General features: G+C 53.8%; 21 protein-coding genes. 16 read left to right on the forward strand and 5 right to left on the reverse strand.

Going from position 1 to position 25,864, the window contains the following annotated elements; translation table 11 throughout:
- Positions 1 to 37 precede the first annotated feature (37 nt).
- Both R3C20_16270 and R3C20_16275 read left to right on the forward strand, forming a co-directional pair.
- Positions 38 to 1,288: a molybdopterin-binding protein gene (locus R3C20_16270; GenBank protein MEZ6042059.1), complete on the forward strand. Its 1,251-nt coding sequence runs from the start codon at positions 38 to 40 to the stop codon at positions 1,286 to 1,288.
- 105 nt (positions 1,289 to 1,393) lie between these two features.
- Positions 1,394 to 2,008, forward strand: coding sequence for a GNAT family N-acetyltransferase (locus R3C20_16275; protein MEZ6042060.1), 615 nt, complete (start codon positions 1,394 to 1,396; stop codon positions 2,006 to 2,008).
- A gap of 151 nt (positions 2,009 to 2,159) precedes the next feature.
- Here the strand turns inward: R3C20_16275 and R3C20_16280 are convergent, their stop codons facing one another.
- Together R3C20_16280 and R3C20_16285 are read right to left on the reverse strand one after the other, a co-directional pair.
- Positions 2,160 to 4,676, reverse strand: coding sequence for a POTRA domain-containing protein (locus tag R3C20_16280; protein ID MEZ6042061.1), 2,517 nt, complete (start codon positions 4,674 to 4,676; stop codon positions 2,160 to 2,162).
- Between the two features lie 117 nt (positions 4,677 to 4,793).
- Positions 4,794 to 7,433: a sialate O-acetylesterase gene (locus R3C20_16285; GenBank protein MEZ6042062.1), complete on the reverse strand. Its 2,640-nt coding sequence runs from the start codon at positions 7,431 to 7,433 to the stop codon at positions 4,794 to 4,796.
- A gap of 231 nt (positions 7,434 to 7,664) precedes the next feature.
- On the opposite strand from R3C20_16285, the gene R3C20_16290 reads away from it, so the two are divergent.
- Positions 7,665 to 9,368 (forward strand): NADPH-dependent assimilatory sulfite reductase hemoprotein subunit, encoded by a 1,704-nt coding sequence (locus tag R3C20_16290; protein ID MEZ6042063.1) that lies wholly within the window; start codon positions 7,665 to 7,667, stop codon positions 9,366 to 9,368.
- 318 nt (positions 9,369 to 9,686) lie between these two features.
- Here R3C20_16290 and R3C20_16295 read toward each other — a convergent pair whose 3' ends face one another.
- From R3C20_16295 to R3C20_16305, 3 genes are all read right to left on the reverse strand, one after another.
- Entirely contained in the window at positions 9,687 to 11,408 is a 1,722-nt protein-coding gene (locus R3C20_16295; GenBank protein ID MEZ6042064.1) for a sigma-70 family RNA polymerase sigma factor, read from the reverse strand.
- Between the two features lie 558 nt (positions 11,409 to 11,966).
- Positions 11,967 to 12,452, reverse strand: a complete 486-nt coding sequence (locus tag R3C20_16300) for a hypothetical protein (GenBank protein ID MEZ6042065.1) — start codon at positions 12,450 to 12,452, stop codon at positions 11,967 to 11,969.
- 41 nt (positions 12,453 to 12,493) lie between these two features.
- Positions 12,494 to 13,465: a DMT family transporter gene (locus R3C20_16305; GenBank protein MEZ6042066.1), complete on the reverse strand. Its 972-nt coding sequence runs from the start codon at positions 13,463 to 13,465 to the stop codon at positions 12,494 to 12,496.
- Between the two features lie 247 nt (positions 13,466 to 13,712).
- Between R3C20_16305 and R3C20_16310 the strand changes: the two genes are divergently transcribed.
- From R3C20_16310 to flgL, 13 genes are all read left to right on the forward strand, one after another.
- Complete coding sequence (locus R3C20_16310; protein MEZ6042067.1) at positions 13,713 to 15,155, forward strand: MFS transporter; 1,443 nt, start codon at positions 13,713 to 13,715, stop codon at positions 15,153 to 15,155.
- A 43-nt stretch (positions 15,156 to 15,198) separates the two neighbouring features.
- Positions 15,199 to 16,434: a hypothetical protein gene (locus R3C20_16315; GenBank protein MEZ6042068.1), complete on the forward strand. Its 1,236-nt coding sequence runs from the start codon at positions 15,199 to 15,201 to the stop codon at positions 16,432 to 16,434.
- 281 nt (positions 16,435 to 16,715) lie between these two features.
- Positions 16,716 to 17,450 (forward strand): flagellar hook basal-body protein, encoded by a 735-nt coding sequence (locus R3C20_16320; GenBank protein MEZ6042069.1) that lies wholly within the window; start codon positions 16,716 to 16,718, stop codon positions 17,448 to 17,450.
- A gap of 56 nt (positions 17,451 to 17,506) precedes the next feature.
- Positions 17,507 to 18,304, forward strand: a complete 798-nt coding sequence (gene flgG / locus R3C20_16325) for a flagellar basal-body rod protein FlgG (protein MEZ6042070.1) — start codon at positions 17,507 to 17,509, stop codon at positions 18,302 to 18,304.
- Between the two features lie 32 nt (positions 18,305 to 18,336).
- Complete coding sequence (flgA, locus tag R3C20_16330; GenBank protein MEZ6042071.1) at positions 18,337 to 19,413, forward strand: flagellar basal body P-ring formation chaperone FlgA; 1,077 nt, start codon at positions 18,337 to 18,339, stop codon at positions 19,411 to 19,413.
- A 10-nt stretch (positions 19,414 to 19,423) separates the two neighbouring features.
- A complete protein-coding gene (locus R3C20_16335) occupies positions 19,424 to 20,062 on the forward strand; it encodes a flagellar basal body L-ring protein FlgH (protein MEZ6042072.1) in 639 nt (212 codons plus the stop codon).
- Between the two features lie 67 nt (positions 20,063 to 20,129).
- A complete protein-coding gene (locus R3C20_16340) occupies positions 20,130 to 21,293 on the forward strand; it encodes a flagellar basal body P-ring protein FlgI (GenBank protein ID MEZ6042073.1) in 1,164 nt (387 codons plus the stop codon).
- Positions 21,294 to 21,346: 53 nt separating this feature from the next.
- Positions 21,347 to 21,763 (forward strand): rod-binding protein, encoded by a 417-nt coding sequence (locus tag R3C20_16345; protein ID MEZ6042074.1) that lies wholly within the window; start codon positions 21,347 to 21,349, stop codon positions 21,761 to 21,763.
- 6 nt (positions 21,764 to 21,769) lie between these two features.
- Positions 21,770 to 22,216: a hypothetical protein gene (locus tag R3C20_16350; GenBank protein MEZ6042075.1), complete on the forward strand. Its 447-nt coding sequence runs from the start codon at positions 21,770 to 21,772 to the stop codon at positions 22,214 to 22,216.
- 139 nt (positions 22,217 to 22,355) lie between these two features.
- Positions 22,356 to 22,928, forward strand: coding sequence for a flagellar basal body protein (locus R3C20_16355; protein ID MEZ6042076.1), 573 nt, complete (start codon positions 22,356 to 22,358; stop codon positions 22,926 to 22,928).
- Between the two features lie 177 nt (positions 22,929 to 23,105).
- Complete coding sequence (locus tag R3C20_16360; GenBank protein MEZ6042077.1) at positions 23,106 to 23,492, forward strand: hypothetical protein; 387 nt, start codon at positions 23,106 to 23,108, stop codon at positions 23,490 to 23,492.
- Positions 23,489 to 24,289 (forward strand): flagellar basal body rod C-terminal domain-containing protein, encoded by an 801-nt coding sequence (locus R3C20_16365; protein MEZ6042078.1) that lies wholly within the window; start codon positions 23,489 to 23,491, stop codon positions 24,287 to 24,289. Before R3C20_16360 ends, R3C20_16365 begins: the two co-directional genes overlap by 4 nt.
- Before the next feature lie 108 nt (positions 24,290 to 24,397).
- Positions 24,398 to 25,837, forward strand: coding sequence for a flagellar hook-associated protein FlgL (gene flgL / locus R3C20_16370; protein ID MEZ6042079.1), 1,440 nt, complete (start codon positions 24,398 to 24,400; stop codon positions 25,835 to 25,837).
- Positions 25,838 to 25,864 lie beyond the last annotated feature (27 nt).

A 25,864-nucleotide genomic window follows, 5' to 3' on the forward strand; every position in this document is an offset into this window, starting at 1 on the left:
CATCTCCATTCTCTCTGTGTGCCGAGCCTGATAAATCATGTCCGCTGAAGTCATTGCCATTGGATCCGAATTGACCTGCGGTTCGAAACTGGATACGAACAGTCAGTGGCTGAGTCGTGAGCTTGAAGCGCTGGGCTGGACCGTAACGCGTCATACCGCACTGGCCGATGATATGGCTGCGATGACGGCTGAATTTCGGGAAGCGGCCACCCGATCCCGTGTAGTCATGATTACCGGCGGACTCGGGCCGACACTGGACGACATCACACGCGACGCGCTGGCGGCAGCATTCGGGCAAGCATTGATTACTGATGAGCAGGCGCTGGAGCAGATTAAAGCACTCTTTGCCGCGAGGGGCAGAGAAATGCCAAATCGCAATCATCGGCAGGCTCAGCGGCCCGAATCGGCTCAAATGATCCAGAACTTCTGTGGCACTGCCCCCGGGCTTATCATGCGAATTGAGCCGGATGCGGAAGGATTGGTTCATCCCGATGGATGCCTGATTGCTGTCATGCCGGGCGTTCCGGCAGAAATGAAGCCGATGTTTGAGCAGCAGGTCCGTCCGAATCTGGTTGCGAGCAACACCGTGATCACGCGAAAGGTGATTCGCAGTTTCGGATTTGGTGAATCGGACGTTGAAAAAATGCTGGGGGAACTGACCGCAAGAGGACGTAATCCGGAAGTGGGCATCACAGCCAGTGAAGCCGTGATCTCATTGTGGATCACCGCTCGTGCAGAAGATGCGATGACCAGCCAGCGTCTGGCCGAGGACGTCCGCGCCGAAATTCTTGAACATCTGGGCGACGCCATTTACACGGAAGGCGATCTTGAACTGCATCAGGTTGTGGGGAACCTGTTGGTTCAACACGGCAAGCGGGTGGCCTGTGTGGAAGGAAGCACAACGGGCGGGCTGATCGCACATTGGTTTACTGAAGAACACGCACACGCGAAGTGCCTTGCGTCTGCAAGTATCTACGCGGACTTGAACTTCCTGAAATCGATTGTCGATGCGGGGCCTTCGGAGACATCCGGACAATCGTTTGCGATGCTGGCTGAGCAGGCGGCCTCTCATTTGCTGGCAACCGGAGCGGCAGATTGCGTTTTGCTTTCTTCACCACACACGGACGAATCGACGAACACCGGGATTCGCATGAAGCGTGGTGAAGTGGCCGTTGCCGATGCGAACAGTTTTGAGGTTTTTGATGTCAGCATGACTGGAAATCTGGCGATATTTCGACAGCGGGCAGGCAGAACGGCTATCAACCGGCTGCGCCTGATTCTCCGGTGAGAATCGCGAGTTCTTTCGCCAGACTCCTGTAGGTGTTGTCTTTCCGTCAGCGTATGATGCCTCCCCGGAATTTTTTCGTATCGGATATTTCGAGGTCCACAAACCATGGCGCGCAAGAAAGCCTCTGCAAATAAAAAGAAGGCTGCTGCAACAGCGAAGAAACCCCGCGCCACAAAGCTCAGCCGTGCTGCGAAGGCTCGCAAGGAACGTCGGGCAAAGTCTGCGGGTCAAAGGGCCGGCAAGTCCACGCCGGTGGAGCCACCGATGACAGCCTCGATGGTAAATTCGCAGTATCCGCCTGACGAAAACGGGATTCTGGTGCGGGAAGCGCACCGAGCAGATATTCCCCACCTGGAAGCATTCGTCGAACGATTTGTGCAGGCAAACCGGCTGCTGCCTCGAACAACCGACGAACTTTACGATCTGGTTCCGTTTGGCTTTGTGGCGTGGGTCAATGATCAGCTGGTCGGCTTCGCGGCTCTGGAAATCTATTCCGCCAAGCTGGCCGAAGTGAGAAGTCTTGCCGTGCATGAAGACTATCAGGGACGAGGAATCGGCAAGCGACTGGTTCAGAAGTGCGTTGATCTCGCCCATATGAGAAACATCCTGGAAGTGATGGCGATCACCTCTTCGGATGGTTTTTTCAAATCCTGCGGGTTCGAATTCACCCTGCCGGGCGAAAAGAAAGCGCTGTTTATGCAAACGCGAGATCAATACTGATCTCAACCGGCTGCATGCCTTGTTGCTTAAGCAAGTCTTGATTGGCGACCATGCTTTGTCTGGGGCCTGTTTTTGGCGGTGTCCACCTCTGGTTGCAACTTGCCATTCGATCCGGGATTGAACCAACCCGCGACGCTCCGGCAGCCTGTTTCTACTCGATGATGCCATTCAGGGTTGTTGGGGTAAGTACGTTCTTCAGTGTTCCGGTTGGGTTTTTCTTTTCACTGGAGGCGTCGCGTTTTGACTTGTTTTGGTCATCCGGCTTCAGGCTGTTTGGCACGATATCGAATCCGCCGGATCGTTTTGAACGGCTGGCAGGGTGGATTCTGCGGGCTGGTCGGTCCGCTGGTTGCAGTGCTTTCACTCCGGATGCGACAACCGGAACGAGGTTTTCTTCCAGCGTCGTATCGTCGGTTGTGTCGATGCTGCGAAGGGCCATGCAGATCGGGCGGATATTGATTCCCTTCCCCGCCCCAAAGACTTCGCCCTGCTGAATGATGGTTGCAAGACGCTCGACTTCTTCCTGATCCAGAGATTGCGCTGTGCGGACCAATTCCCGTATGAGTTCCTTTGTCTCCGGGATGCGCAGAAGGCCCTGTACAATGGCCTCATCGACGTCTGAACTTGTCGAGATACTCTCTCCGTGTTTCATGATTTGGTCAAAATCCTGCATCCAGTCATCCATTGCCCCGTCGGTCCGGATCAGAGATGCAGTCGAAAGTTGCGTTTCCATTTTCACAAACACATCATTGATGCGTGACCAGAGGGACGCATTGAACAGCTTTTCCAGCAGCCGAGCGTCCAGCTCGCGGCCATCCTGCCTGAGCCGATCGGCGTACTCCAGGACAAGCCCTCTTCCGATAGCTGTCAGGCCGAGAGTCGTTCTTTCGCGAACGTCCGCTTCTTCAAGCTGTGAGGATAGACTTGCGACCTGACGATCAAGTGCTCCTGGTTCCAGGTGAATGGAACCGAAGATGTCTTCGTCGTAGAACTCCAGGGATTGAATCCGACCGGATTGGCTGTCGAAGACAACAGTTGAATTGTTGGTCCTGAATCGCGCTTCCAGAAGGTTGCCGTTCTCCCCGGCTGGTCGGATGGATTCGATTTCGGACAGGATCAATTGAGGCGTCGTTTTCAGGCAACACTGAAAGAAGGGGCTGCGTTTGACATTGATTGCGAAATCAAATTTACCATGCGACTGAAGCTCGCCATTTGGGTTGAACTGTTGACTAATGCCGAGCTCTGCGACGATGCCTGTATCGCGAGTTGATAGTAGAAACGGACGATGTGAGTCCGCAATCTGAAACTGGGCGAATTTTTCTGTGAAGATGAGCTGACGAGCCGGAAGTAGATGCTGATCGTCAGAAGATGCCTGAAGTTCGATCTGGAACCCTTTTCCCGGGGAGATCACAATCGTTGTCTCGATCTGTTGGGGCGGGGAGGTACCAAGCAGCATCTGGTTGATGATGTGGGCGGAACTATAGATTGTCTTTTCGGCTGGATTGCTGGACGTCACATAGCTGCCTATCCGTACAACCATATCTTCGTCGCTCGTGTGCCAGTTGTTGAGCCATTGAGAGATTCGCAGAGCATAGGATTGTTCTGGCGACAGCGGGGCACCGAGACCGGGGAAGTTGGCTGATTCTGCAACCTGAATGGTGACAGCGATCGGCTGATTCGGGCCGAACGGGATTTCCGGAATGACATCCACGGCCGAAAATCGACCGCTTTGCGTCAGCTGTTCCCTGATTCGATTTCGGACGGCTTCGTTGTATGCAAAAGGAGGTTTCAGCTGCAGGAGTTCCAGAATTTGTTCTGTGGAACTTTCTTTGTTTCCCTTCACGAATACTTTGTTAACAGTGATCGGTCCGCCCGTTTCCTGAAAGGAAACACTTAGGTCCTGTGTCCTGGTTGTTGGATTCTTATCGATACGGACCTGAAATTCGGGGAACCAGAATCCGTTGTGATCCAGCCAAACCTCAATCAGCTTTGTTGCTTTTTGTCGCTTTTGATCCAGCAATGCGCAGGGATCTCCGACGGTCCAGAAGGAAAGGACATCCGTGGAGTATTTTCCAGTGTGATCCTGAATAATTGGGGTGGGTTCGCCGGAACCGGTTTCGATCAGTCTCCGGAGCTGATTCGATACAGACTCTGAAACTCCATGAATGTGGACTGGCCCAAGTTTGTATTGCTCTCCCTCCTGAATCTGTATTTTCCAGCCTGTTTCAGGCTGTGATTCAGACTCGGATACCTCCGTTGGTTTAGCAGCCTCTGATGAGTTTGCTGCGGCAGGTAACACTTTTGTTTTCACATCGTAGTAGGCGAGTTCGATGTAGCCGGCTGCGATGCGTTCGGAGACGACATCAAAGAATTGTGGCAGAGGCAGTTTGGACACGGCAGGGTGCCGAAGGTGATCGTCCATTCGTAACGCGGCAAGAATTTCCTCTGACGAAAACGCACTGACACCTTCAATTTGCAGCGTCTTGAGTTTCTCCAGCGACTCTGAGGCCGCCTGTGCCATGGTCGCAGGTTCTCCTGGTGTCGCAGTCACCTTTGCCGTGTCTGCGGAAACGCGGTTCTCAGCAATGGCCCAAAACACGATACCAAGCAGGCAGGGCAGAAAGAACAGGTTACCACAGTCAGAAATTCTGGGATGGGCAGCAGGCATACTCGGTGAATCCTTTCTTCTGCTTCGGTATCCGATCGCATCATACGATTCGGGAATCAGCGGTCAGCATGATCGCCAATGGACTGACATTTGGGAAGGTTGCTTCCTGTGTTCGTACTATTCCGTTGTCGTTGATTTTTCTGTTGAGGCCGCTGTTTCGCGGTGGAGCCAGGGAATTACCAGTTCAGCCCAGAGTTGGCCATGTGCTTTCAGGCCTTCTTCACTGAAGTGGACGCCTTGCCCATTGGCTTCCCGCATTCTGCCGACCAGTGTGTCGGTGTCCGGTCCCTGAAAAGCTACACCGTCTCGCCACAGCGAGGCCTGTGCCTGCCGAATCTCTGGTGACGATTCATCCCCGGGCACGTGGTAGGTGGCCTGGGCGACAAACCACGGGACCTGCCAGCCAGTTTCCTGCCGGGATGCTTCAATGAGGCGCCGCAAGTAGGTTGCGTATTCGGTTCCCGGTAATGTCCGGCTCTGATCTTTCTGGTTGGCATCGCTTTCGCCCTGGTGCCAGAGAACAGCCCTGAAACCCTGAATCCCCAATGGTTTCATTCGATGGATCAACGTTTGAAATGCCTGTCCATTGCTCGCCCAGTCTCCATTGTCTAATCGAACGACGCGACTCTCAATGGTTGGCGGGTTTCGAAATGTTTCGCCCCTGGGCAGCCATTCACGAACGCTGGTGGCTCCGATACCACAGGCAACGAAACCCACCGGGACATGAAACTGACGGACAACGGCATCACCAAAGGCTGGCAGAAAACTGCCTCCATTGCCGCTCGCCCCCGGCTGCGGGTCGTGGGCAATCTGCCATCGATTCCCATCGAATGCTGCCACGCGTCCCGTTTCCGGCGATTGTCTGCCTTCGCCATGATTGGCCGAATTGGATTGGCCGGCAACGATGAAAATCTCTCCCACACCAACGTGGTCAATTTGTGTCGTGGCGACCACCTCGCCTCCGCAAAGAGAGCGAACCTGAACTTGATACCAACCACCGGATGGCACAGTCAGCTCTCCCGAAAAACGGTTGCCTTCCATCAGATCAGAGACTCGCAACCATTTGACGCTGGTTTGATCTGTTGTTTCGTTCGCACGCACATATCTCGCTTCGAAGGACACGGTTTGTTCCCGGGAAGGTGCGTCTTCGAGCGTGCCTGACACCCGGACACGACCTGCATTGTCTGGAGTGCGCTGAACGACCTGGTAGTCCAACGGCTGGCTCAGTTTCATCTGCGCTGTTCGGTGCGAAACAGCGGCAGGCCTGTGGGAGGTTGCCACGCTTCGCCAGATGCGGATATCGTCGACCACAGCTGCTTCTGGTGGGAGCAAACGCAGCACTCGCTTGTTCGGGTGGGCAATACCGGGAGATTGAAATTCAGCGATCTGCCGGCCATCGATCAGTACTTTCGCCTGATCCTTGTGAATTTGAATAACGATGTGATGCCATTCATTCTTCGCAATCGCATGAGCAGTGCTTAGTTTCAGTTTCGATAACATGGACTGTTGTTCGTTCGTCAACTGCCCGTTCTGGCGAGCCGTACGAATACTGGTTTTCATCACCCCAGTCGCAAGGTCCTCAATCGTGATATGAGTCGTGCTGACTTTGACACTGAAGAGATGGCCAGCGTGAACATCTTTGAATTCAGGATCGGCAATGTTGATATTCAGGCTGTCTGTGTCGCTTGGAAGCATGAGTCGTAGTTCAATGACACCGTTCTGAAATTCAAAAGGATGGCGGACAGATGCTGCGTGGTTGGCTGTTTTGTGGGTTTCGATAAACATGGATCCCTCGCGCAGATCCACTTGCTTGTGACCTCCGGCAGTTGTGTCACTGCTGGTTGTCCATCCGTTTCCCGGTTCATCTTTAAGTTCCTGAGGTTCGTCGCGTTCGAATGTGTCTTCAAAGATCAGTTCACCGAATTCGAATGCATGGGTTCCGATAAAGGCCATCAGCTCTTCGCATTCAAAGAAACCCTTCCACATATTGTGTCCCTGTCCCTTCGGCACAATCAATTGCATTTGGCCGCCCAGAGCGACGTAGCGATCACGCATCATTCCGGAGTTCTTCTCCAGCGGAACAACGGTGTCCACGTCGCCATGGATCGAGAACATCGGCACGCCAGCTTTCGCAAGCGGTCCAAGCCGATCGATGGGATTGAATTCTTTCAGTCGTTGCGACAATTCCTGAGCAGACAACTGAAACGCTCCGCATGCGCGGTCCAGCCCGGGATAGCTGGCAAGATTGCACACGGGGTAGATTCCGGCAAACGCCCCCACACGATCGGGATGATCGGCTGCCCAGGAGAGGGTCATCAATCCGCCGCGACTTCGACCGAGCAGGATGGGTCTGCTCGAAAACCCTTTCGATACAAGGTGTTCGTAGAGCAGTGTATACAACCGTGAGCCTGCGGGGCTGCCGTAGGATTCGCCAACGTCGATGCCGGCAATCGCAATGCCATTTCGGGTGAATCGACGAAACATCCATTCTTCTGCGTTTGATGGAAGATTGGGAAGTGTTGGTGCGTACCAGATCCAGGGCACAGCTTGTCCTGGTCGAACTGATTCCGGAGGAATGAGGAATGCCGTTCGGCCCTCGATCTCGAAGACCTGCCCATCAATCGGCAGAGTTTTAGTGGGTACGCCCTGGATTCTTGGCTGCTGCGACTCGTCAGCTGGCAGGGTGTATGGAGCCAGGCAGCAGGTGGCGACGCAGAAGGCGGTGGCGATGATACTTCTGATCAAATGGTGCATCATGGTTCGTTGCCGAGGTTGCGGACGGGAACCTGTCCGTTGCCTGAAAACAGGAAGAACGGGCCGTTGATGAAAAACGGACCGCGAAAATCGCGACTGGCCAAGCAGAAACGATCCCTTTATACTCGCCGGTCACGGAAATGCCTGGCAGACGCCATCACTTTTCGTTGGTTTAGAGACCCAAACAGGGCTTATTTCCTTCAAGGAATGCTTTTTACCAAAGACCCCGATTTCATGTCAGAAGAACTGAAGTTAAGCAAAGTCGAGTTGCTCAAGCTCGAAAGCCATCAGCTGCGCGGCTCCATTGGCGATGAACTCCGAAATGATGAAGCGAGTTTCAGCGACGACGCCTCGAACCTGCTGAAGCATCATGGTTCGTACATGCAGGATGACCGTGACCTGCGGAAAGCAAAAGATGAAGATGGCAACCTGATTGGCAAACAATACTCCTGTATGGTGCGGACCCGGGTTCCGGGTGGTCGCGTGACCAATGCTCAGTTTCTGGCAGAACTGGAATTGTGTGATCAGCTTGCTAACGGAACAGTGAGAATTACCACTCGGCAGGGATTTCAGCTGCATGGAGTGCTGAAACAGAATCTTCGAGAAGTCATCCGAAGTATTAACAAGACGATGCTGACAACATTCGCCGCATGTGGCGATGTGAATCGTAATGTCATGTGTTGTCCGGCCCCGTTCAGGAACAATGCCGTTTATGACCAGATGCAGGCGTTGTCTCAGACACTGGCTGAGCACTTCAAACCCAAAACGACAGCCTACTTTGATCTCTGGCTGAAAGACGATGAGGGGAACGAAACGAACGCCTCTGAGTTTCAGCCTGTTGACGAGCCCATTTATGGTGAGCGCTACTTGCCACGCAAGTTCAAGATGGCGATAGCGCTTCCGCATGACAATTGTGTTGACGTGTATTGTAACGATCTCGGTCTACTGGCTGTGGTCGAAGACGAAACGATTGTCGGGTACAACGTACTGGTTGGCGGCGGCATGGGACGTACACCATCCGCCGAAAAAACTTTCCCGGCCATTGCCAAGAAACTGGCTTTTGTAACGCCCGAGCAAGTCGTGGGTGTGTGCGAAGCGATCGTGAAGGTACAGCGAGATCACGGCAATCGAGATGATCGCAAACGCGCAAGGATGAAGTACCTGATTGCAGACTGGGGCCTGGAAAAGTTTCGAGCCACTGTTGAACAGTACTATGGGTCCAGCCTCTCGGATCCTCATCCTTCTGATGTGACTGGTGTGGACGACCATATCGGCTGGCATGAACAGGGGGATGGCAAATTATTCCTTGGCATCAATGTCGAAAATGGTCGCATCAAAGACGAAGGCAGCCTGCGTCTTAAGTCGGGCCTGAAAGCAATTCTGACCCGTTATGGTATGGATACGCGACTGACCGCACTTCAGAGCGTTATCCTTTGTGATATTGATCCCAAAGACAAATCTGACATTGATGCGATGCTGTCGGAGTATGGCATTCGCAAAGCGGATGAACTCTCGCTTCTACGCCGCTATTCAATCGCCTGTCCAGCCTTCCCAACCTGTGGTCTGTCCATCACGGAGTCCGAACGTGCACTGCCCGGGGTCATTGATTCTCTGGAGAAGGAGATTTCCAGACTGGGACTGCAGTCCGACAAAATCGCCGTCCATATGACAGGTTGTCCCAACGGCTGTGCCAGACCATACACGCCGGATATCGGATTGGTTGGTCGGGCAGTTGGCAAATACACCATGTTTCTGGGCGGAAATGCGGAAGGAACACGTTTGGCGTTTATCTACCGGGATATGGTTCCGCTGGAAGACATCACTGCAACGTTGTCGCCGCTGCTGATGGCATACAAGGCCGATCGAAAGAATGCGGAATCATTTGGTGATTTTTGTAATCGCATGGGACTGGAAGCGCTGGAAGCTTACGCTGCCTGAGTCAGGCAATATGCGGATTGTTCCGAATCCGGCGGACACGAATCCGGCGGACACGAATCTATCTGCAGCCCGCTAAAAACCATGCAGGAGTTTACCCGACGTGGCAGTGGGGACCGTTTTCACGATCCCCCGCCGACACGTCGGGTTTTTTTTTCAGCGGACTGTTCGCTGAATTTCGTGGCCTGTAATTTGGGCGGTGCGAAGGCTTTCCCGGGATGATGTTTGGCTCTGGTTCACGGGACGCAAGCAAAACAGGCTCCGAAGGGCAGAGTGCCTTTCGGAGCCTGTTGAGAATTGCGGCTTTGGATCCCCGGGGGATCACGTCAATTCGAGATTTTCGATATCGACGTCGATATCCACCATTGGATTGGCTTCATCGTGAATCGGCAACGCATCATCGGCGATGTCTACAAAGCCTTTCAGATGAATCGCCCGCGTATGGTGTTGAAGCTTCTTCAACGCTTTACTTTCGATTTGACGAATTCGTTCGCGGGTTACCTTGAAGATTCGTCCTGTTTCTTCCAGCGTGTAGCTGTAACCATCTCCCAGACCATAGCGAAGTTTGATGATTTCACGTTCGCGGTAAGTCAGGCTCTTCAGGACGTGGTCAATCTTGTCTCGAAGCATTTGCTTGGCCGCAGATTCGGCCGGGCTGCTTTCGTGGCTGTCTTCGAGGAATTCACCGAAGCTGCTGTCTTCACTTTCACCAACCGGCGTATCCAGGCTGATGGGGTGCTTCCAGGTCTTCATGATCCGTTCGGTTTCTTCGATGCTCATCCCGACGGCTTCGGCCAGTTCTTCGTTGCTGGGTTCACGGCCGGTGTTCTGGCGAATTTCTTCTGCCTTGGCCTTCAGCATTGAGATGCTCTGGAACATATGAACCGGGATGCGGATCGTGCGAGCATGGTCTGCAACTGCTCGCGTGATTGCCTGACGAATCCACCATGTGGCATAGGTTGAGAACTTGTAGCCACGTCGGTACTCGTACTTTTCTACCCCTCGCATCAATCCGGCGTTGCCTTCCTGGATCAAATCCAGAAAGCTCAAACCACGGTTGCGGTATTTCTTTGCGATCGAAACCACGAGTCGAAGGTTACCGCCGGACAACTTCTGCTTGGCATCTGTCCATCCATCCATCCGCTTGCGGATTTCACCACAGCGTCGCAGAAACTGATCGGGAGTTTCCTGAAGCAGCTGAACGTATTCTTCGAGTTCACGTTCCAGAGAAATTCGTTCAGAGTCGGCGGTCTTCATTCCTCGAAGGCAGGCAATCTCGTCCTGTAGCTGCTCAATACGCTCCCCGATTTGCAGCATACGTTTCATGACTGGCTGCAGGCGATGAGTTCGTACGCTGAGTTCTTCGCAGAGAGTGCACATCTTTCGTCGGCGAAGGCGAATCACTTCTGCCAGAGCATTCTTATCCTGACCATCTTCCATGCCTCGCCAGGCGAAGAAGTCAATCTTCGATTGCTCCATCAGGTGACGAAGTGTTCGCAGATTTAGTTCCATTCGACCTTCGATCTGCTCCTTCCGTACGTTCTCCGTTTCGGAAGTTCGCAGTGTTCGCTCGAATGGCAGTTCGCTGCGGCGAACTTTTTCAATCGTATCGACAGCAATTCCCAGGGCAAAGTCAGATTCCAGCACATGCCGTCGCATGCGTTTGCGGGTAATTTCAATCTGTTTGGCCAGAAAGATTTCACGATCCCGAGTCAGCAGCGGGATATTTCCCATCTGGCTCAGGTACATGCGGATTGGGTCGCGGGAAGACAGTGCTGACGTTTCTGGTCCCAGCAGGGCCCGTGCAGCGCGATCAACCTGTTCCTGTCGAATTTCCTCTTCGACGGGTTCCGGCTCCAGCGGAATGTCAGGGTCTTCGATAAAGTCCAGCCCAAATTCGTCAATCGCCATGATCAGGTTATCGACCATTTGCGGGTCGCCTCCCTCATCCGGCAACCATTCATGCGCTTGCTGAATGGTTACAAAGCCACGTTCCTTCGCTTTTTCGATGATCGCCTTCAATCCGGCATCCAGACGATACACGCGAGTCCCCTTCGTTTTGTTAACACCAACTTGACTGTGGATGTCACGTGTTGACACTGAAATAACGACGCCGTCCGGCGAACATCCGATCAGAAATTCAACAGTGCTGATAATCCAACAAAATCAATGACGCTGGAGGGAGCATTGCTCCGGAAAAATGATCGAGTGTCTGTGCCTCCCTGTTGAGACACACGCAGGCCCCTGAACTTGGGAATACTTGCTGCTCAATCTCGTAAAAGACGATCCTTCCGACCCATTCACTGGCTGTTGGGATGTCACAAATCCATGTTTCCCAGCATACACGTGAATCAGAAAAATCAATCGACTGAGTCAGCAAAAAAAACAGATCGGCGGACGTTATTCAATCGCTTCCAGCAAACCCACTCAGCGTTGGAGGGGTGCAGCGAATAAGGGGCATCGCCATTACTCGTCGCCGATTGGAACGATTATTCGCAAGAAAGTGGTCCGTCGTCAACTTGAAGCCTTCCCTCAATCTGATGATTTCCCGGAAACCCTGCCAACGCCTCCACGGGGAAGGGATCTCCCCTGAATCGAGATTCAGTCGCCATTTGAGGGATCCGTACTCCCGGGGGTGTTCAATCGCATCCGAATCTGACTTCTTGTGATCTGCCGCCGTATCATGAACAACAACTTCAACCCAGCGGCATTGAACAGCAGTCGTGACCAAAGGCCCCGAAATCCACGGAAATGTTCGTATTCGATATGTTCGTGGACCTCGGTGACATCGTCTGCAATCGCCCGAAAACGATGTGTGTGGACCCAGGACTTCATTGGTCCGGATTGCTGTGTATCTGTGAAACCTGCGGAACTGACGTTGGAATGAATGGCCGTCCAGGGGACAGGAATTGGCCCCATCCACATCGTGAAACGTGCGACAGACCCTTCGTCAATCGGTTCACTCGAATGGATTTGCATCACCATGAGCGGCGGTGTCAAAGTCTTCAGGATGCCGGGTTCAAAGTGGAACGCCGCTACTTCAGCGACAGGAGCATTCACGAAGAATCGATAATCGAACACGGGCATTTGTCGTTCCCATTTTCCAGTGATCAGGATTGTCTCGGTGATCACCGTACCATACGGATCAACACAAGTCCCCCGATGATCATTCCGCCACCCGCCAGTTGAGCCCAGCCGACAGATTCACCCCGGATCAGCCAGGCAGAAGCAATGGCGATCAGAGGCACAAGGTTCTGGAACGCCGAAGCCCGCGCGGCACCGGAATGGCGTACACCAAAACTCCACATTGGAAGTGCCAGACCAGTGGAAAAAACGCCGGAGTAAAGCAGTATCGCCAGAAGTTCCGGTTTGGCTGCCCGCTGAACGCTCTGCGATAGCCACGGGGCCGCAACGGCAAGATGAAATGGTAGTGCAATTGTCGCGGACCAGGCCGAAAGCTGCATCGGTGATATTGACTTGAGCAATGGTCGACTGATGACGGTGCCTGCCGACCACCCGAGCGCTGCACCGATGATGCAGAGGTTCCCGATCAGACTCTGCTGGTGCTGGTCGCCGCCCGTCTTCTGCAATGCGACGACTACGGTTCCCACAAAAGCAATTGTCAGTGCAAACCAGGCCAGCGGCCGCAGCTTCTCTTTCAGAAACACGCGGGCGGCCAGTGCGGTCCACATCGGAATCGTGGAAATAATCAAAGATGTATTTGCGGATGTCGTGCGGGAGATTCCCAGCAGAAACAGGAATTGATAAAGCCCGGAGACAATGACTGCGTAGGCGAAAACGTGCGATTTCTTCAACGTCTTCGCTGGCCGCGTACCACCGCGAAATTCACGCCATCCCAGGAATGCAAGAACGCTGGCAGAGAACACCAGTCGTATGGCGTTTAATCCATACCAGTTCATCTGATCCAGACCATTCTTCATGATCGGGATATTGATACCCCAGATGAAAGCCACGCCGACCAGTGATAATTCGGACCACATGGTCTGCTGTGCGGTACTGTGGTCGCTGACAGCCGTTCCGGCCGCATGCTGGCTGGCATCCGAAACACCCGGTGATGCAGCGCTGTCCGAACTATTCATGAATACTTCAATACTTCTTTAACATTCGTGACATACGGGCGGATGGGGTGATTTCAGATGACTGATCAAAAGAGTCTGACTGTATGGCGGACTCTGCTACGATTGTGGGACACGCTGAGCGTCAGTGGCTGTCACAGTTTTTCCCCTTCAAACCCGGATTTCTGAGAATAACAAAGTTGTGTGAGCCCTTTCGTGTCCGTCGGTGTCGGTTAATGTTCTTCCTCGATACTGCGAATGAACACCAGCCATGACCACAACAATGCCTGCGCGACGACTTGCCGGTTCTGCCCGGACCACCGCCCGAACAATTCTTGCCGACTATCTGAGTCTGCCTGCGCTGGTCCATATGCTCTGTTTTGGATCATTCCTGAACCGAGCGGGCTCCTTTGTCATGGTGTTTCTAACGATTTACGTGAGTGAGCATCTGAACCTTGGCCCGGTCTTTGCGACTCGATGCATTGGTGTTTTCGGATTGGGGTCCATCGTTTCCTCACTCCTGGGCGGTCAGCTGGCAGACGCATTCGGTCGTCGAAGGACATTGCTTCTTGCGTTGTTTGGCGGCGCAACCCTGCTGGTGGCCATGAGTTTTGCCAGGACAGGTGGTCAGTTTATGGGATGTCTGTTCCTGTTTGCACTGATTATTGAGATGTATCGTCCGGCTGCATTTGCCATGGTGGGGGACGTGACGACACCTCTACAGCGTTCGCATGCCTTTGGGTTAATGTACATCGCCGTGAATCTGGGCTTTGCCATCGCTCCGCCCGTTGGCGGCTGGCTGGCCTCAAAGTCGTTTCAGTGGCTGTTTTGGGGCGACGCTGTGACCACTGCTGCTTTTGGGATCGTCGTCGCTCTGTTTATTCAGGAGACCCTTCCCCGGCGACAGGCTCAACCGGAAGATAGGGACACACCGTCGGAAACAGCGGTGCCTTCTCTCATGCCATCTATGGAAGAACTATCAGCAGAATCCGATCTGGCGCTGCCGACGGATCGCGAAGATCCTGATATCGATTTGCCCCGTCCGGAGCCAGCTTCACCGTCGTCCGGAACGCAGATCACGCAGGAACCTGATGCGTTCATTTCGTTTGGTCGTGCGGCGCTGGCCATCGGCACCGATGGTGTCTTCCTGTTGTATTGCCTTGGCAATCTGCTGACCGGCATGGTCTTCATGCAGGCGTTTTCCTCATTGCCCATTCACCTGCTTTCGCTGGGGTATTCCGAATTTGAATTCGGCTCAATGATTTGCGTCAACGGCATCCTGATTGTGGCCTTGCAGATGCCAGTGACTCACATGCTGAACCGTCGCAACCGAGTAGCGATGATACTACTGGGAGAAGTCTTTCTGGCTGCCGGATTCGGACTTACAGCATTTGCCGTAAGCCGGTCAATGTTCATCACGACGATTATTCTCTGGACATTCGGCGAAATTATTCAGGCTCCCATCAAGCAGGCTATTGTCACCGATCTGGCACCGTCTTCGTTAAGAGCCCGGTACATGGGAGTGTTTTCCATGTCCCACGCATTGTCGCTGGCTCTGGGACCACCGATCGGTGGTTTCGTCTTCGAACGCTTCGGGCCACGGTATGTCTGGCTGGGGGGATTTGGTGTCATTTTGGTAGCGATGTGTCTGTATCTCGTGATTTTTAATCGTTTGAATGCGAGAATCAGTCTTCATCCCAGCCATGCGGCGTGATCGTCCAAATGCTTGAACGTCGCGCTATTGCAGGAATCTGTTAATGGCGCGAGCGTTCGACTTCTATCCACTTGCTCTTGCGTTGATTGTTCTGGCTGAACTTTCGGGCAGCCTGAACGAAAGGACGTTCGGCCAGGTTTCCGTTGATCCGGAGGTCGCCGAGGTTGCCAAAGGCCTAATGACATGGCGGCGACAGTTTGAGAGCGTACTGGTCGATTCATGCACGGCCATGGACGACGACATTGCGAAAGCCCGTTCATTATCGCCGGACTTCGAACTGTCCGATCAAAGCTGGGGCCAGTTGTCCACGTTTTGGTATCAGGATCAGTTCTCTTTGGCCATCCGCTATGAACAGCGAGAATCCGGAAAGACGATCTATCGAGTCTGTGCGGCCGTTTCAGACTTTCAGTATTGGCAGGCTTCAACGGACACCGACTTCCCCGATCGTTTCAGCGTGATCAACCGAGGATCACTTCTGCAGCCTGCAACACCCGCGCTGCATCAGTTTATGGATCACCCCCTGCAGGCGTTGTGTCGTACAGCGGCATTGCGCGGGCTTTGGTGGTCTCCCGGTTCACAATGGATTTCCGAACGACTGGAACAACTGCCTGGGCTCCGTTTTGCGGGAAGGGAAGCGATCGGCGAGCATCAGTGCATTGTGCTGACGGATTCGCTGCATGCGTCTGACAATATCGCACCATCGTTCGGGCAAACGTGGTACTGTGATCCGCAGATTCAGTATCTGCCTCGGAGATTTGTGATTCAGGATGTCTCTTCGATGACAAGTCTCGCATTTCTACAGACATGGGAAGCTACGGAGTTTCAGCGAACTGAGGAAGGAATCTGGTTTCCGAAAGCCGGATTCGTTTCTCGTACGACGGAAGGTCTGAATGACAATCGGCCGCGGCTGCAGTGGGTCATTACACGTCTCGCTTTTGACGAACCCGTCCCCGATGGGATGCTGGTGCCGCCGACAGTCAAAGATCGGGATAGCTCTGATTATGACCCGGAAGCAGAGGAGTCGCAGGGAGCCATCAATGTCTTCGCCCCACTTGAATTGAACGATGGGCAGGATCCAGCGGATGCAGTGTTCTTTCCCAGCGAGGAAGAACTGGAGTTTGGTTCCATCGCTTATCGCACGCGGGTCGAACGCAATCAGAGGACACAAGTCTTTAAAGACATTGGAAGCATCCTGCTGCTGCTCTTTGTTCTGGGGGCTGTTACTTTCAGCCTGCTGGCCGCCTACCGACAGCTCTCGGGAAGTACCAACCGTCGCTGAGCAGCCGGTCTCGTTTCATTTGGCAAGCCGACAGCAGCCGCAGGGGTGTATCGAAATGCCGCCGCGTGAACCGGCAGGGATCGCTGGTTAAGCCTGCCCGTGGTATGGAGTTTCCGTATCCGTCGTCTGCCCCTCCATGAACACCCCCACAGGAGTTACCCACCTGAGCCCGCATCTGCATTGCGTGAACCGCCGGATTCAGCCGATTCGACATAATCGACACATTCAGTACAAGGCGAATGGTAACTGCATCGGGGGCGCTGCAGTAATGGGGGATAAACATGATTTCCGGGCTTTACAGTGCGGCAACTGCGATGCAGGTTGCTGACATGCGCCATGTTGCGACGGCGGAGAATCTGGCAAACGTCCAGGTCCCCGGTTTTCGCAGGCGGATCATCCCGCAAAGCAGTTTTGACACGATGCTGCAGATGAACTCACAACGAGATCTGCTTAAGTCTGTCAACCTGGGAACAGTAGCAAGACCTGTGGAGTACAGTTTCGAGTTTGGACATCTTTCGCAGACCGATCGTCCGATGGATGTGGCGATTGAAGGTGATGGTTTCTTCACCGTGGATGGTCCGTTCGGACCGCTTTACACGCGAAACGGCTCCTTTCATGTCACTCCCGATCGGGAACTTGTGACGATTGATCGACTTCCTGTCATGGGAGTTGCCGGGCCCATTGTCCTGCCAGCGGATGCGAACACTGAACGTGTCCGCATTACAAGCGATGGTCGACTCATGGCCGACGGCGTTGAGTTTGGTCAATTCAACCTGGTTCGGTTCGATAACGTCGATCAGCTGACAAGTCGAGGCGCGTCTTTGTTCGAAGCGCCGCCGACAGCAGGGCAGCAGCCATCCACGGCTACTCTGCTTCAGGGATCATTGGAACTGTCGAATGCCTCAACGGTCGAGGAAATGGTCAATATGATCGCCACGACACGTCAGTACGAGGCCGCTCAAAGAGCCATGAACAGCATTGCAGAAGCCATTCAGAAAAGAATTGGCCTCCGGTAATACCATCACATTCAAGTTTGTAGTGCGGCGATTCTGAACAATACGAGGGGCAAAAAATGCTTAGAGCTCTGTATACCAGCGCAACTGGCATGAAAGCGCAGGAGATGCGCATTGACAACACGGCCAACAATCTGGCGAACGTCAACACGACTGGGTTCCGACGAAGCGCGATGGATTTCGCGGATCTGATTTACACCACCTATCGCCAGCCCGGCACGGCAGTTTCGCAGGGACAGGTGTCTCCGACAGGGCTGCAGATCGGTAACGGAGTGCGCGTGGTGGCAACGAACAAACACTTTGTTCAGGGGACCATTGAACATACCGGTAATCCCCTGGACGTAGCGATCGAAGGTGATGGGTTCTTTCAGTTTCGAATGCCCAGTGGCGAACTTCGGTATTCTCGTGCTGGAAACCTTCGCATCGACAATGCGGGACAACTGGTGAATGCGGATGGTTATCTGCTTGATCCACCAGTCACCATCAATCAGGGGCTGGATATCTCTCGCATCACTATCAGCGTGGATGGTCAGGTTCAGGGCGTACAGTCAGGCAGCAGTGCGATTCCTGTCAACCTGGGTCAGGTACAGCTGTATTCGTTTCTGAACCCGGCGGGGTTGTCGAGCGAAGGCAGTAATCTGTTTGCAGAGACGGTTGCTTCAGGAGCGGCCACACAGGGGATTGCCGGACAACCCGGCTATGGAATGATTCGACAGGCGTCTCTTGAATCGTCGAATGTGGAAGTGGTGACCGAGTTGATTTCCCTGATCAGCGCGCAGCGTGCTTACGAGATCAATTCGAGGGCCATCCGGGCGGGTGACGAAATGCTTTCGACCTCCGTCCAGATTCTCAGGTAGCAGCAATCATTTAGAGTAACGGAGTTTTCGCCATGGAAGGCGTCCTGGTTTGCCGGCATTCGGCCGACAGCATCGCTTGTTTTGCACTGAGCCGCGTGCATGCCTTTGCTGTTGCGCTCGTGATCATTTTTCAGCTTGGCTTCAGTGACTTTCTGAACGCGGATTCCATCGTAGTCACAATGAAGGCGAACGCATCAGTCACTGCGACGGTGGTTCTTCTAAAGGACATTGCAACCGTCAACACAGTGTCCGTGGCAGACAGGGAAGATGCTGAAAACCTTGAACTGTTTGAATTCGACCCGGCGGACATGGATCAGGAGTCTGAATCCGTTGTCAATGCTGAGTACGTACGAATTCGCCTGACGTTACACGGGTTCAGTGTCCGCAGCATTCAGATGCGCGGCCCGGTCGAATCCGTCGTCCGCTATCAACCACCGAAGGTAACGTCCGATGCAGACATTGAAGAGGCTGCCCTGCAAACTCTGGCAACAGCCATGAATGCGGAAACGCAGGATCTGAAAGTCAGTCTTTCAAGTCCGTTTATCCGAATGCTGCCCGCCAATATTCGTGACAGGACGGACCTGCGTGTCGAAGTGAGCAGACCCGTCGCGCTGAGTCCTGGTCCCAAGTCGATGACGGTCAAGCTGTGGCAGGGTGACGAAATGCTGATCGCACGTTCCGCGCGGTTCGAGGTTCTCAGACGCTATCAGATTGCAGTGACCCGCGTTTCGCTGAGCCGAAACGAACCCATCGTTCCCGGCGCCATTCAGACTGAATTTCGATTTATGAACAGAGAAGTTGATGAAGTGGACCCGGAGGCGATTCACGGGCGAGTCATCAAAGCTGATCTGAAGGCTGGCAGTTTCGTATCACTTTCAGATATCGGCGATCGGCCGGTCGCTGAGGCGCCACGGCAAAACACGATACGGATTCGTCGTCGGGATATGGTGCCCGCAATGGTCCGATTTCACGGGATCGAAATCCACATCCGTGCGGCCGAAGCTCTGCAGGATGGTTTGGCGGGCGACGTGATCCAGCTCCGAAATCCGGAGTCCAGAAAAATTATCTCCGGCCGCATCCAGCCCGATGGCACCGTCCTCGTTCACTAAGGAGCAGAATATGTTTTGTGTCAATCGCCATCGGCTGTCCGTGGCCGTCATTGTGGGCATTGTAATGGTGTCTGTTCACTCAGGATCTCAGGCGGATTCTCACTGGACTCGTCGCAATCAGCAACGTGCACACATGTTTCAGGATTCGCGGGCACGAGCTGTGGGTGACTTATTGACGGTGATGATCAGCGAATCGACTCAGATTGGCAACAAAGAAGATACCGCCTTAAACAAGACCGGAACGACAGACGCTGCGTTCGATCTCGCCTCTGCCTCCGGTGGGGGTTTCGGTGAACAGGGGGCATCAGCATCACTGGATGCGACCGGAGAAACAGGGCGTGGATTCACCGGCAGAGCCACATACAACGATTCCCGGCGCTTTGTGGATCACATCACTGTGACCGTCGTTGACGTACTGCCCAACGGAAATCTTGTGGTCGCCGGAAAACGCTGTATGACGATTTCCGGGGAGCAACGAACACTGAACGTTTCAGGAATTGTTCGAGCAATCGACATCGGCCCCGACAACAAGATCAATTCTCAGTACATCGCCGACTTCCAGACGATCTATACGGGCGAGGGAGTGTCGAAGCGTTTTACGAAACAGGGATGGATGAGCCGAACCATCAACAAAGTCTGGCCCTTCTGAGATACACGGAATTGTGCCATACGGAGTTACTTATCTTCTTCGATCGCTATTCAGAAAGAGGCCAGTTATGCGAAGTGTGACCAGCGAACGAACGACCAGCGAACGACTGGCCGCCATGTTATCGACGGTGTTGTTGGTGCTGATCGTTGCAGGCAGGTCACCTGCCAGTGCCGCCGCTCCTCCGGTTCGCATCAAGGAAATTACAACGATTGCAGGAGAGTTTGAGAACAAGCTGACGGGGCAGGGACTGGTTGTTGGATTGGCCGGGACAGGGGGATCAAGCCCGACCACCAAATTCAATGCCTTAAATATGATGCAGCAACTTGGCCTTCGCGCGTCACCACTGGATCGCGAGCAGGTGCAGCGTTCGCAGGAAAAGACCAACAATATGTCCACGGTAATCGTGACGGCAAACCTGCCACCTCACGTTCGTGCGGGGCAGAAGCTTGATATTTATGTGTCGGCCTACGATGACGCAAAAAGTCTTGCCGGGGGAACGCTGGTACAAACAACACTCACAGGAGTGGACGGGGTTGTGTATGCCATCGCGCAGGGGGCGATCTCGATTGATGGCGGTAACTTCGGTGGCGAAGCAGCGACAGTCGTCAAGAACCACCCGACTTCCGGGCATATCGCAGGCGGCGCGATGGTTGTCGCTGAAACACCGACCGAGATCTTCAGGAACGGTGGGTTCGAACTGCTGTTGAACATGCCGCACTACGAAACAGCTGTTCGAATTGCGCGGGAAGTCAATGCGCTTTGCCAAAACTGTGCGACGGTCGCTAATCCGGCGACTGTTTTTGTTCGGTTCCCGGCAGAGTATGTCAGCACACCCTATGAATTTATCGCTCTTGTTCAGGAACTGACCGTTGTGCCTGATGCCGTGGCGGTCGTCGTGATCAACGAGAAGACCGGAACGGTCATCATTGGCGATGATGTCCGTATTTCGCGGGTGGCTATCACGCACGGAAATTTGTACGTCCGCACGGTCGAAAACCCCCAGGTATCACAACCCAATCCTCTATCGAACGGTGAGACGACAGTTGTGCCGCAAACTAATGTTGATGTGACCGAACAGAGTGGCAACATCACAGTGCTGGAAGAATCAGCGACTGTTGGAGACCTGGCAACTTCCCTCAACGCGCTGGGGGCAACCCCCCGTGATCTGAGCGCAATTCTGCAAATGCTGAGAAAAGCTGGCGCATTGCATGCAGAAGTAATACTGAATTAATCAAGTCGGACAAAAAGCACTCGATAGACCAATTTGGCGAAAGGACTCGCGCAATGAATCCGGCAATTCCTGGAATGGCATTGACTGCACTACCCAATGCACTTTCGATGGGGGCATCGGTACTTCGTTCTGTGGGGCAGGGATTACAGGAACTCAAAAACCATCAGAAGAACCTGCAGGCGGAAAAGGCAGCTACTGGTTTTGAGTCAGTCTTTATTTCCATGATGCTGAAAGAGATGAGACAGACTCAGTCCGGCGAAGGACTCTTTGCCGGTGACAAGAGTGATACGTTTGGGGGGATGTTTGACATGATGATGGGACAACATATGGCTGATGCCGGGGGCATTGGTCTGTCCCGATTTCTAACATCAGCGGGGATCGGACAGGCGGGGGCTGACGACGCAGAGCTCGTTCGGTCCGGGAACTCTGTCAGTGCGGCCATTGCGGCCTATCAGACTTCGAATCGATAAGCAGCCATGTCCATGTTTGGGGAAAAGTCAATGGGGGCAAATGCAACTCAGACTGCGGCAGTCGACCAATCCGGGCGAGTCACACCTCGACTGCAGCTTCGGGATGTGCAGTCGCTGATCAGCCATCTGGATTCGGAAGAAGCATTGCGCGCGTTTTCCAAAGTCATACAGGACATGCCTCAGATGATTGTGTCTCCGGAAAGTCAGCGAGTGTTTCGTCAGCGTCTGGATCAGGCTGCAACAGTCTCAGAAACTCTGGCGGAACGCCGTGCGGCAATCCTGATGCACATCGGGTATCGGTCCGGCCTGTCAATCGGTGAAGTTAATCTCTCCAACCTGGTGGCAGTGAGTGATACCGAAACCGCTACTGCACTCGTGACCTGCCAGCGACGCCTGCGCCGGTACTCACGCAACCCAGCATCTGGGGGCGGTCGTGTCCTGGATTATGAATGAAACTCACGTGATCAATGCTGTAAGTTATTAAATGAAGTGCTTGGGGATCAGGCGACAGTCGCTACACGGCAAACGGTGTGCGGTCGATGCCATCGGATGGCATTCAATTCAGAACCCGATCGTAAGAAGGGTTGAGAAAATGAATTCCTTTAGTATCGGGCTGACGGCACTGCGAGCGCACCAGCAGTCCCTTGAAATTCTTGGCAACAACGTTGCTAATGCTTCAACGCCCGGATATCACCGGCAGCGGCCGGAGCTTGTTAATGATGTCGGGGTTCGTGTTGCCAGAATCACCCGGATGAAGAACGATTCCGTCGAGACAGCTTTGCTGCGGAACAATTCTTTGTCCGGATACAGTCAGCAATCGCTGGATGTGGCTACGCAGATCGAATCAATCCTGACGCCGAGCGAAACTTCGATCCATGCGAACATTTCCGAGTTCTTCAATCGACTGGAGAAGGTCGCCAACGCACCTCAGGATATGTCCGTTCGGGCCGAAATGCTCTCTTCCGCGCAGGAGCTGACCAACGGATTTGCTCACCTGGATCAGGCACTTCTTGAACTCGACGGCGATACGCACGCAGCGCTGGAAGACGGGCTCGCCGAAGTGAATCGTCTGATCACGCATATTGCCGACATCAATCAGCAGATCTTTATCGCACGCGGTCAACAGAAGGAACCAACGATCTGTGTTGACCAGCGTGATGCCTGATGGGGAGCTGGCCCAATGGATGGAAGTTGATCTTGCCACCAACGAATCCGGAAAGGAATACGTCATTGCCGCGGCGGCACCAGCATCATTGGTCAGAATGGAGCCGGGTTTCAGCTGACCGAGAACAGTGATGGTGATCTTGCGGTGACACAGTCGGCGATGCATCTCGAAGTGCCCATGAACAGTGGGAAACTCAAGGCATTGCTGGAAGCCACAAACAGGACGATCCCTGACGCGCGAGATCGACTCAATTCGTTTGCTCAGCAGGTGGTACAGGCCGTTGACGAACAGCATGCGAAAGGGTTACCGGATTCGGGGCCGTTTGTTTCTCTTCTGGGAACAAGGTCTGTCGGGGATGTGAATTCGCCGTTGCTGTACGCGGAGACGGCATTCCCGGTGTCGAAGGGCGACATTTACGTCACCATCACAGAAAATGCCACCGGCAATCGATCGACCCGGAAAATCTCAATCAATCCGGCGACCGATTCACTTTCTGATATCGCGGATCAGTTTGAGGCACTGACGGGGCTGACTTCCACGTCGACACTGTTCGGGGAACGTTGAATCTGAGTGCAGAATCCGGTTACTCCCTGGACTTTGCCGGCCGAGTCGACAATCAGCCGGACCTGAGTCTGCACACCGGGTCCGCTGTCCCTTCGTTTCACGGAACTTTCACTGGTGGCGTCAACGAGCAGTATTCTGTTGAGTACTCCGGAGCGGGCACTATTGGTGTCACCCCCAATCTTTCGGCGACGATTCGAAATCAGTCCGGCGTTGTGATTGCGACTCATCAGGTGGGTGAGGGGTATCAGGCAGGAACGGCTTTGTCTCTGGAAAACGGTTTATCATTTCAGCTGAGTTCGGGCGACGTCAATGCGACGGACCAGGCGTCGGTTTTTGCCGTCACAGATTCGGACAGCACGGGCTTACTGGCCGCGACGGGATTGAATTCATTTTTCGATGGAGTCGATGTAGCGGGTTTCCGTGTTCGGACGGAGGTCTTCGAGAACCCAGGAAACATTGCCGGGACAAAATCCGGAATTACGGGCGATGCCAGCAATTTTGCGTCTTTGGCCGGATTGCGTGACAGGAGATTTGGTGGACTTCAACAGCGGACATTTGTTGAAGAAATGGCGGATATCACGGCAGATGCCGGGTTGCAGGTGCAAACGGCTCGCGTTCAGAGCCAGCAGGCCGAATCGTATCAGCAGCGTCTGGAAGCAGACCGCGCTGCCGTTTCCGGCGTCGACGTCAACGAAGAAATGCTGAAGATCATGGAAGTGGAACGAGCGTACCAGGCAGCCGCTCGATTTATCACATCGGTGAATGCAACGCTCGATGAATTATTCCGAATTGTTTAGTGGTGCTTCTCTGAGTGCGGCGGGATACGTCGCTCTTTATTTCTGGTGAATTGAGTTGGGATGGATCCCCCCGAAACGGGCAGACTGAAGATCAGTGGATAAACCAACATGACAATTCGCATAACTCAACAACACGCGATCAACACTGCCCGCGGACATCTGCAGCGACAGGCTGCTGAACTGTTTGATGTGCAGCAGCAGATCAGCAGCGGACAAAAAATGCAGCGACCGTCGGACGATCCGGTCGCGATGAGGCGTGCACTGATCCAGAAAGATCGCCTCGATCGTCTGACCGCCCACACGAATTCACTGGGGCATGTCAAATCTCGTCTGGATCAGGCGCATGTTCAGCTTCGCGAAGCTGGCAATCTGCTGCTGCGAGCCCGTGATATTGCTTTATCGGCGAATGGAATCACTGACGAGTCTGAGCGCAGCATTCTGGCCCACGAACTCGATGGAATTCTTGAGCAACTGGTCAGCGTTGCAAACTCGCAGGATGAAAGTGGGTACTTGTTTAGTGGCACGTCGACACTGGTCAGGCCATTTGAAGTTACCGCAACCGGCAATGCCGTTTATAGAGGATCTGTTGAGAACACGAAGCTGCATCTGACAGGCGACGTCGATCGCAAAGCGTTATTGCCTGGTGGTGATGTGTTTCAGCCGCAGGCTCGCGAGAATCCGGTGGTTATTGGCAGTACGCATGTCCGCGCTGGCAGCGGGATATCTACTGCGACGGGTACGAAAACGATTGACATTACGCATTCGTCGACCACGTTTGCACCGGGATCGGGCGTGGCAGCAGGAACCAGTTCAGCGACTTCGGATACCATTATTGGTGCGGCCGGTGTGCACAGAATCCAGATTACTGACACGAGCGGTACGGGTGCCTTTGGGACGATTTCGCTGAATGGCGGGGCACCTGTCGATTTCAGTTCGACCGATACGGACCTGAGAATTATCGACACTCAGGGGCAGGTCGTTCACGTCGACACGACGTCCATTACTCCCGGTTTTTCTGGTGAAGTCGACATCACTGCGGATGGAGAAGTCTCTGTCGATGGAGGCGCAAGCTCAACGCCATTGACATTTGCTGCCAATCAGTCAGTGACTGACAGCCGGGATGGTTCGACTGTTTTTCTGGACACGGCACTGGTTGATCGTGTTGGCTCCGACACCATCGAGTTCCCGGGTACGTCTGACGTCTTTGCCGCAATCACACAGCTTCGGGATGATATTCGCAATACTCGAGGTCTGTCGGACTCTCAGCTGAGTGAGGCGATCAATCGGCGGGTCGGAGATCTGCAACGCGTCCACGATCACGTTCTTGATATGGTCGGTGTTCAGTCTGTCAGCCTCGAGCAACTCGATCGTTTGCAGATTCGGACGGAAGATCTGACTCTCAATGAGCAGCTGGAATACAACGAAACAACAGCGGCCGATATCACGGCAGCAGTCGTTCGCATGCAGGAACTTACAAATCTTCAGCAGTATACGGTTGCCGCTGTCTCAAAAATCCTTCAACCGACACTGCTGAATTACCTTCAATAAAACTTCCTTAACTCAGGCTGGGTGATC

Source organism: Planctomycetaceae bacterium, from assembly GCA_041398825.1.
In the GTDB taxonomy this organism is placed as follows: domain Bacteria; phylum Planctomycetota; class Planctomycetia; order Planctomycetales; family Planctomycetaceae; genus F1-80-MAGs062.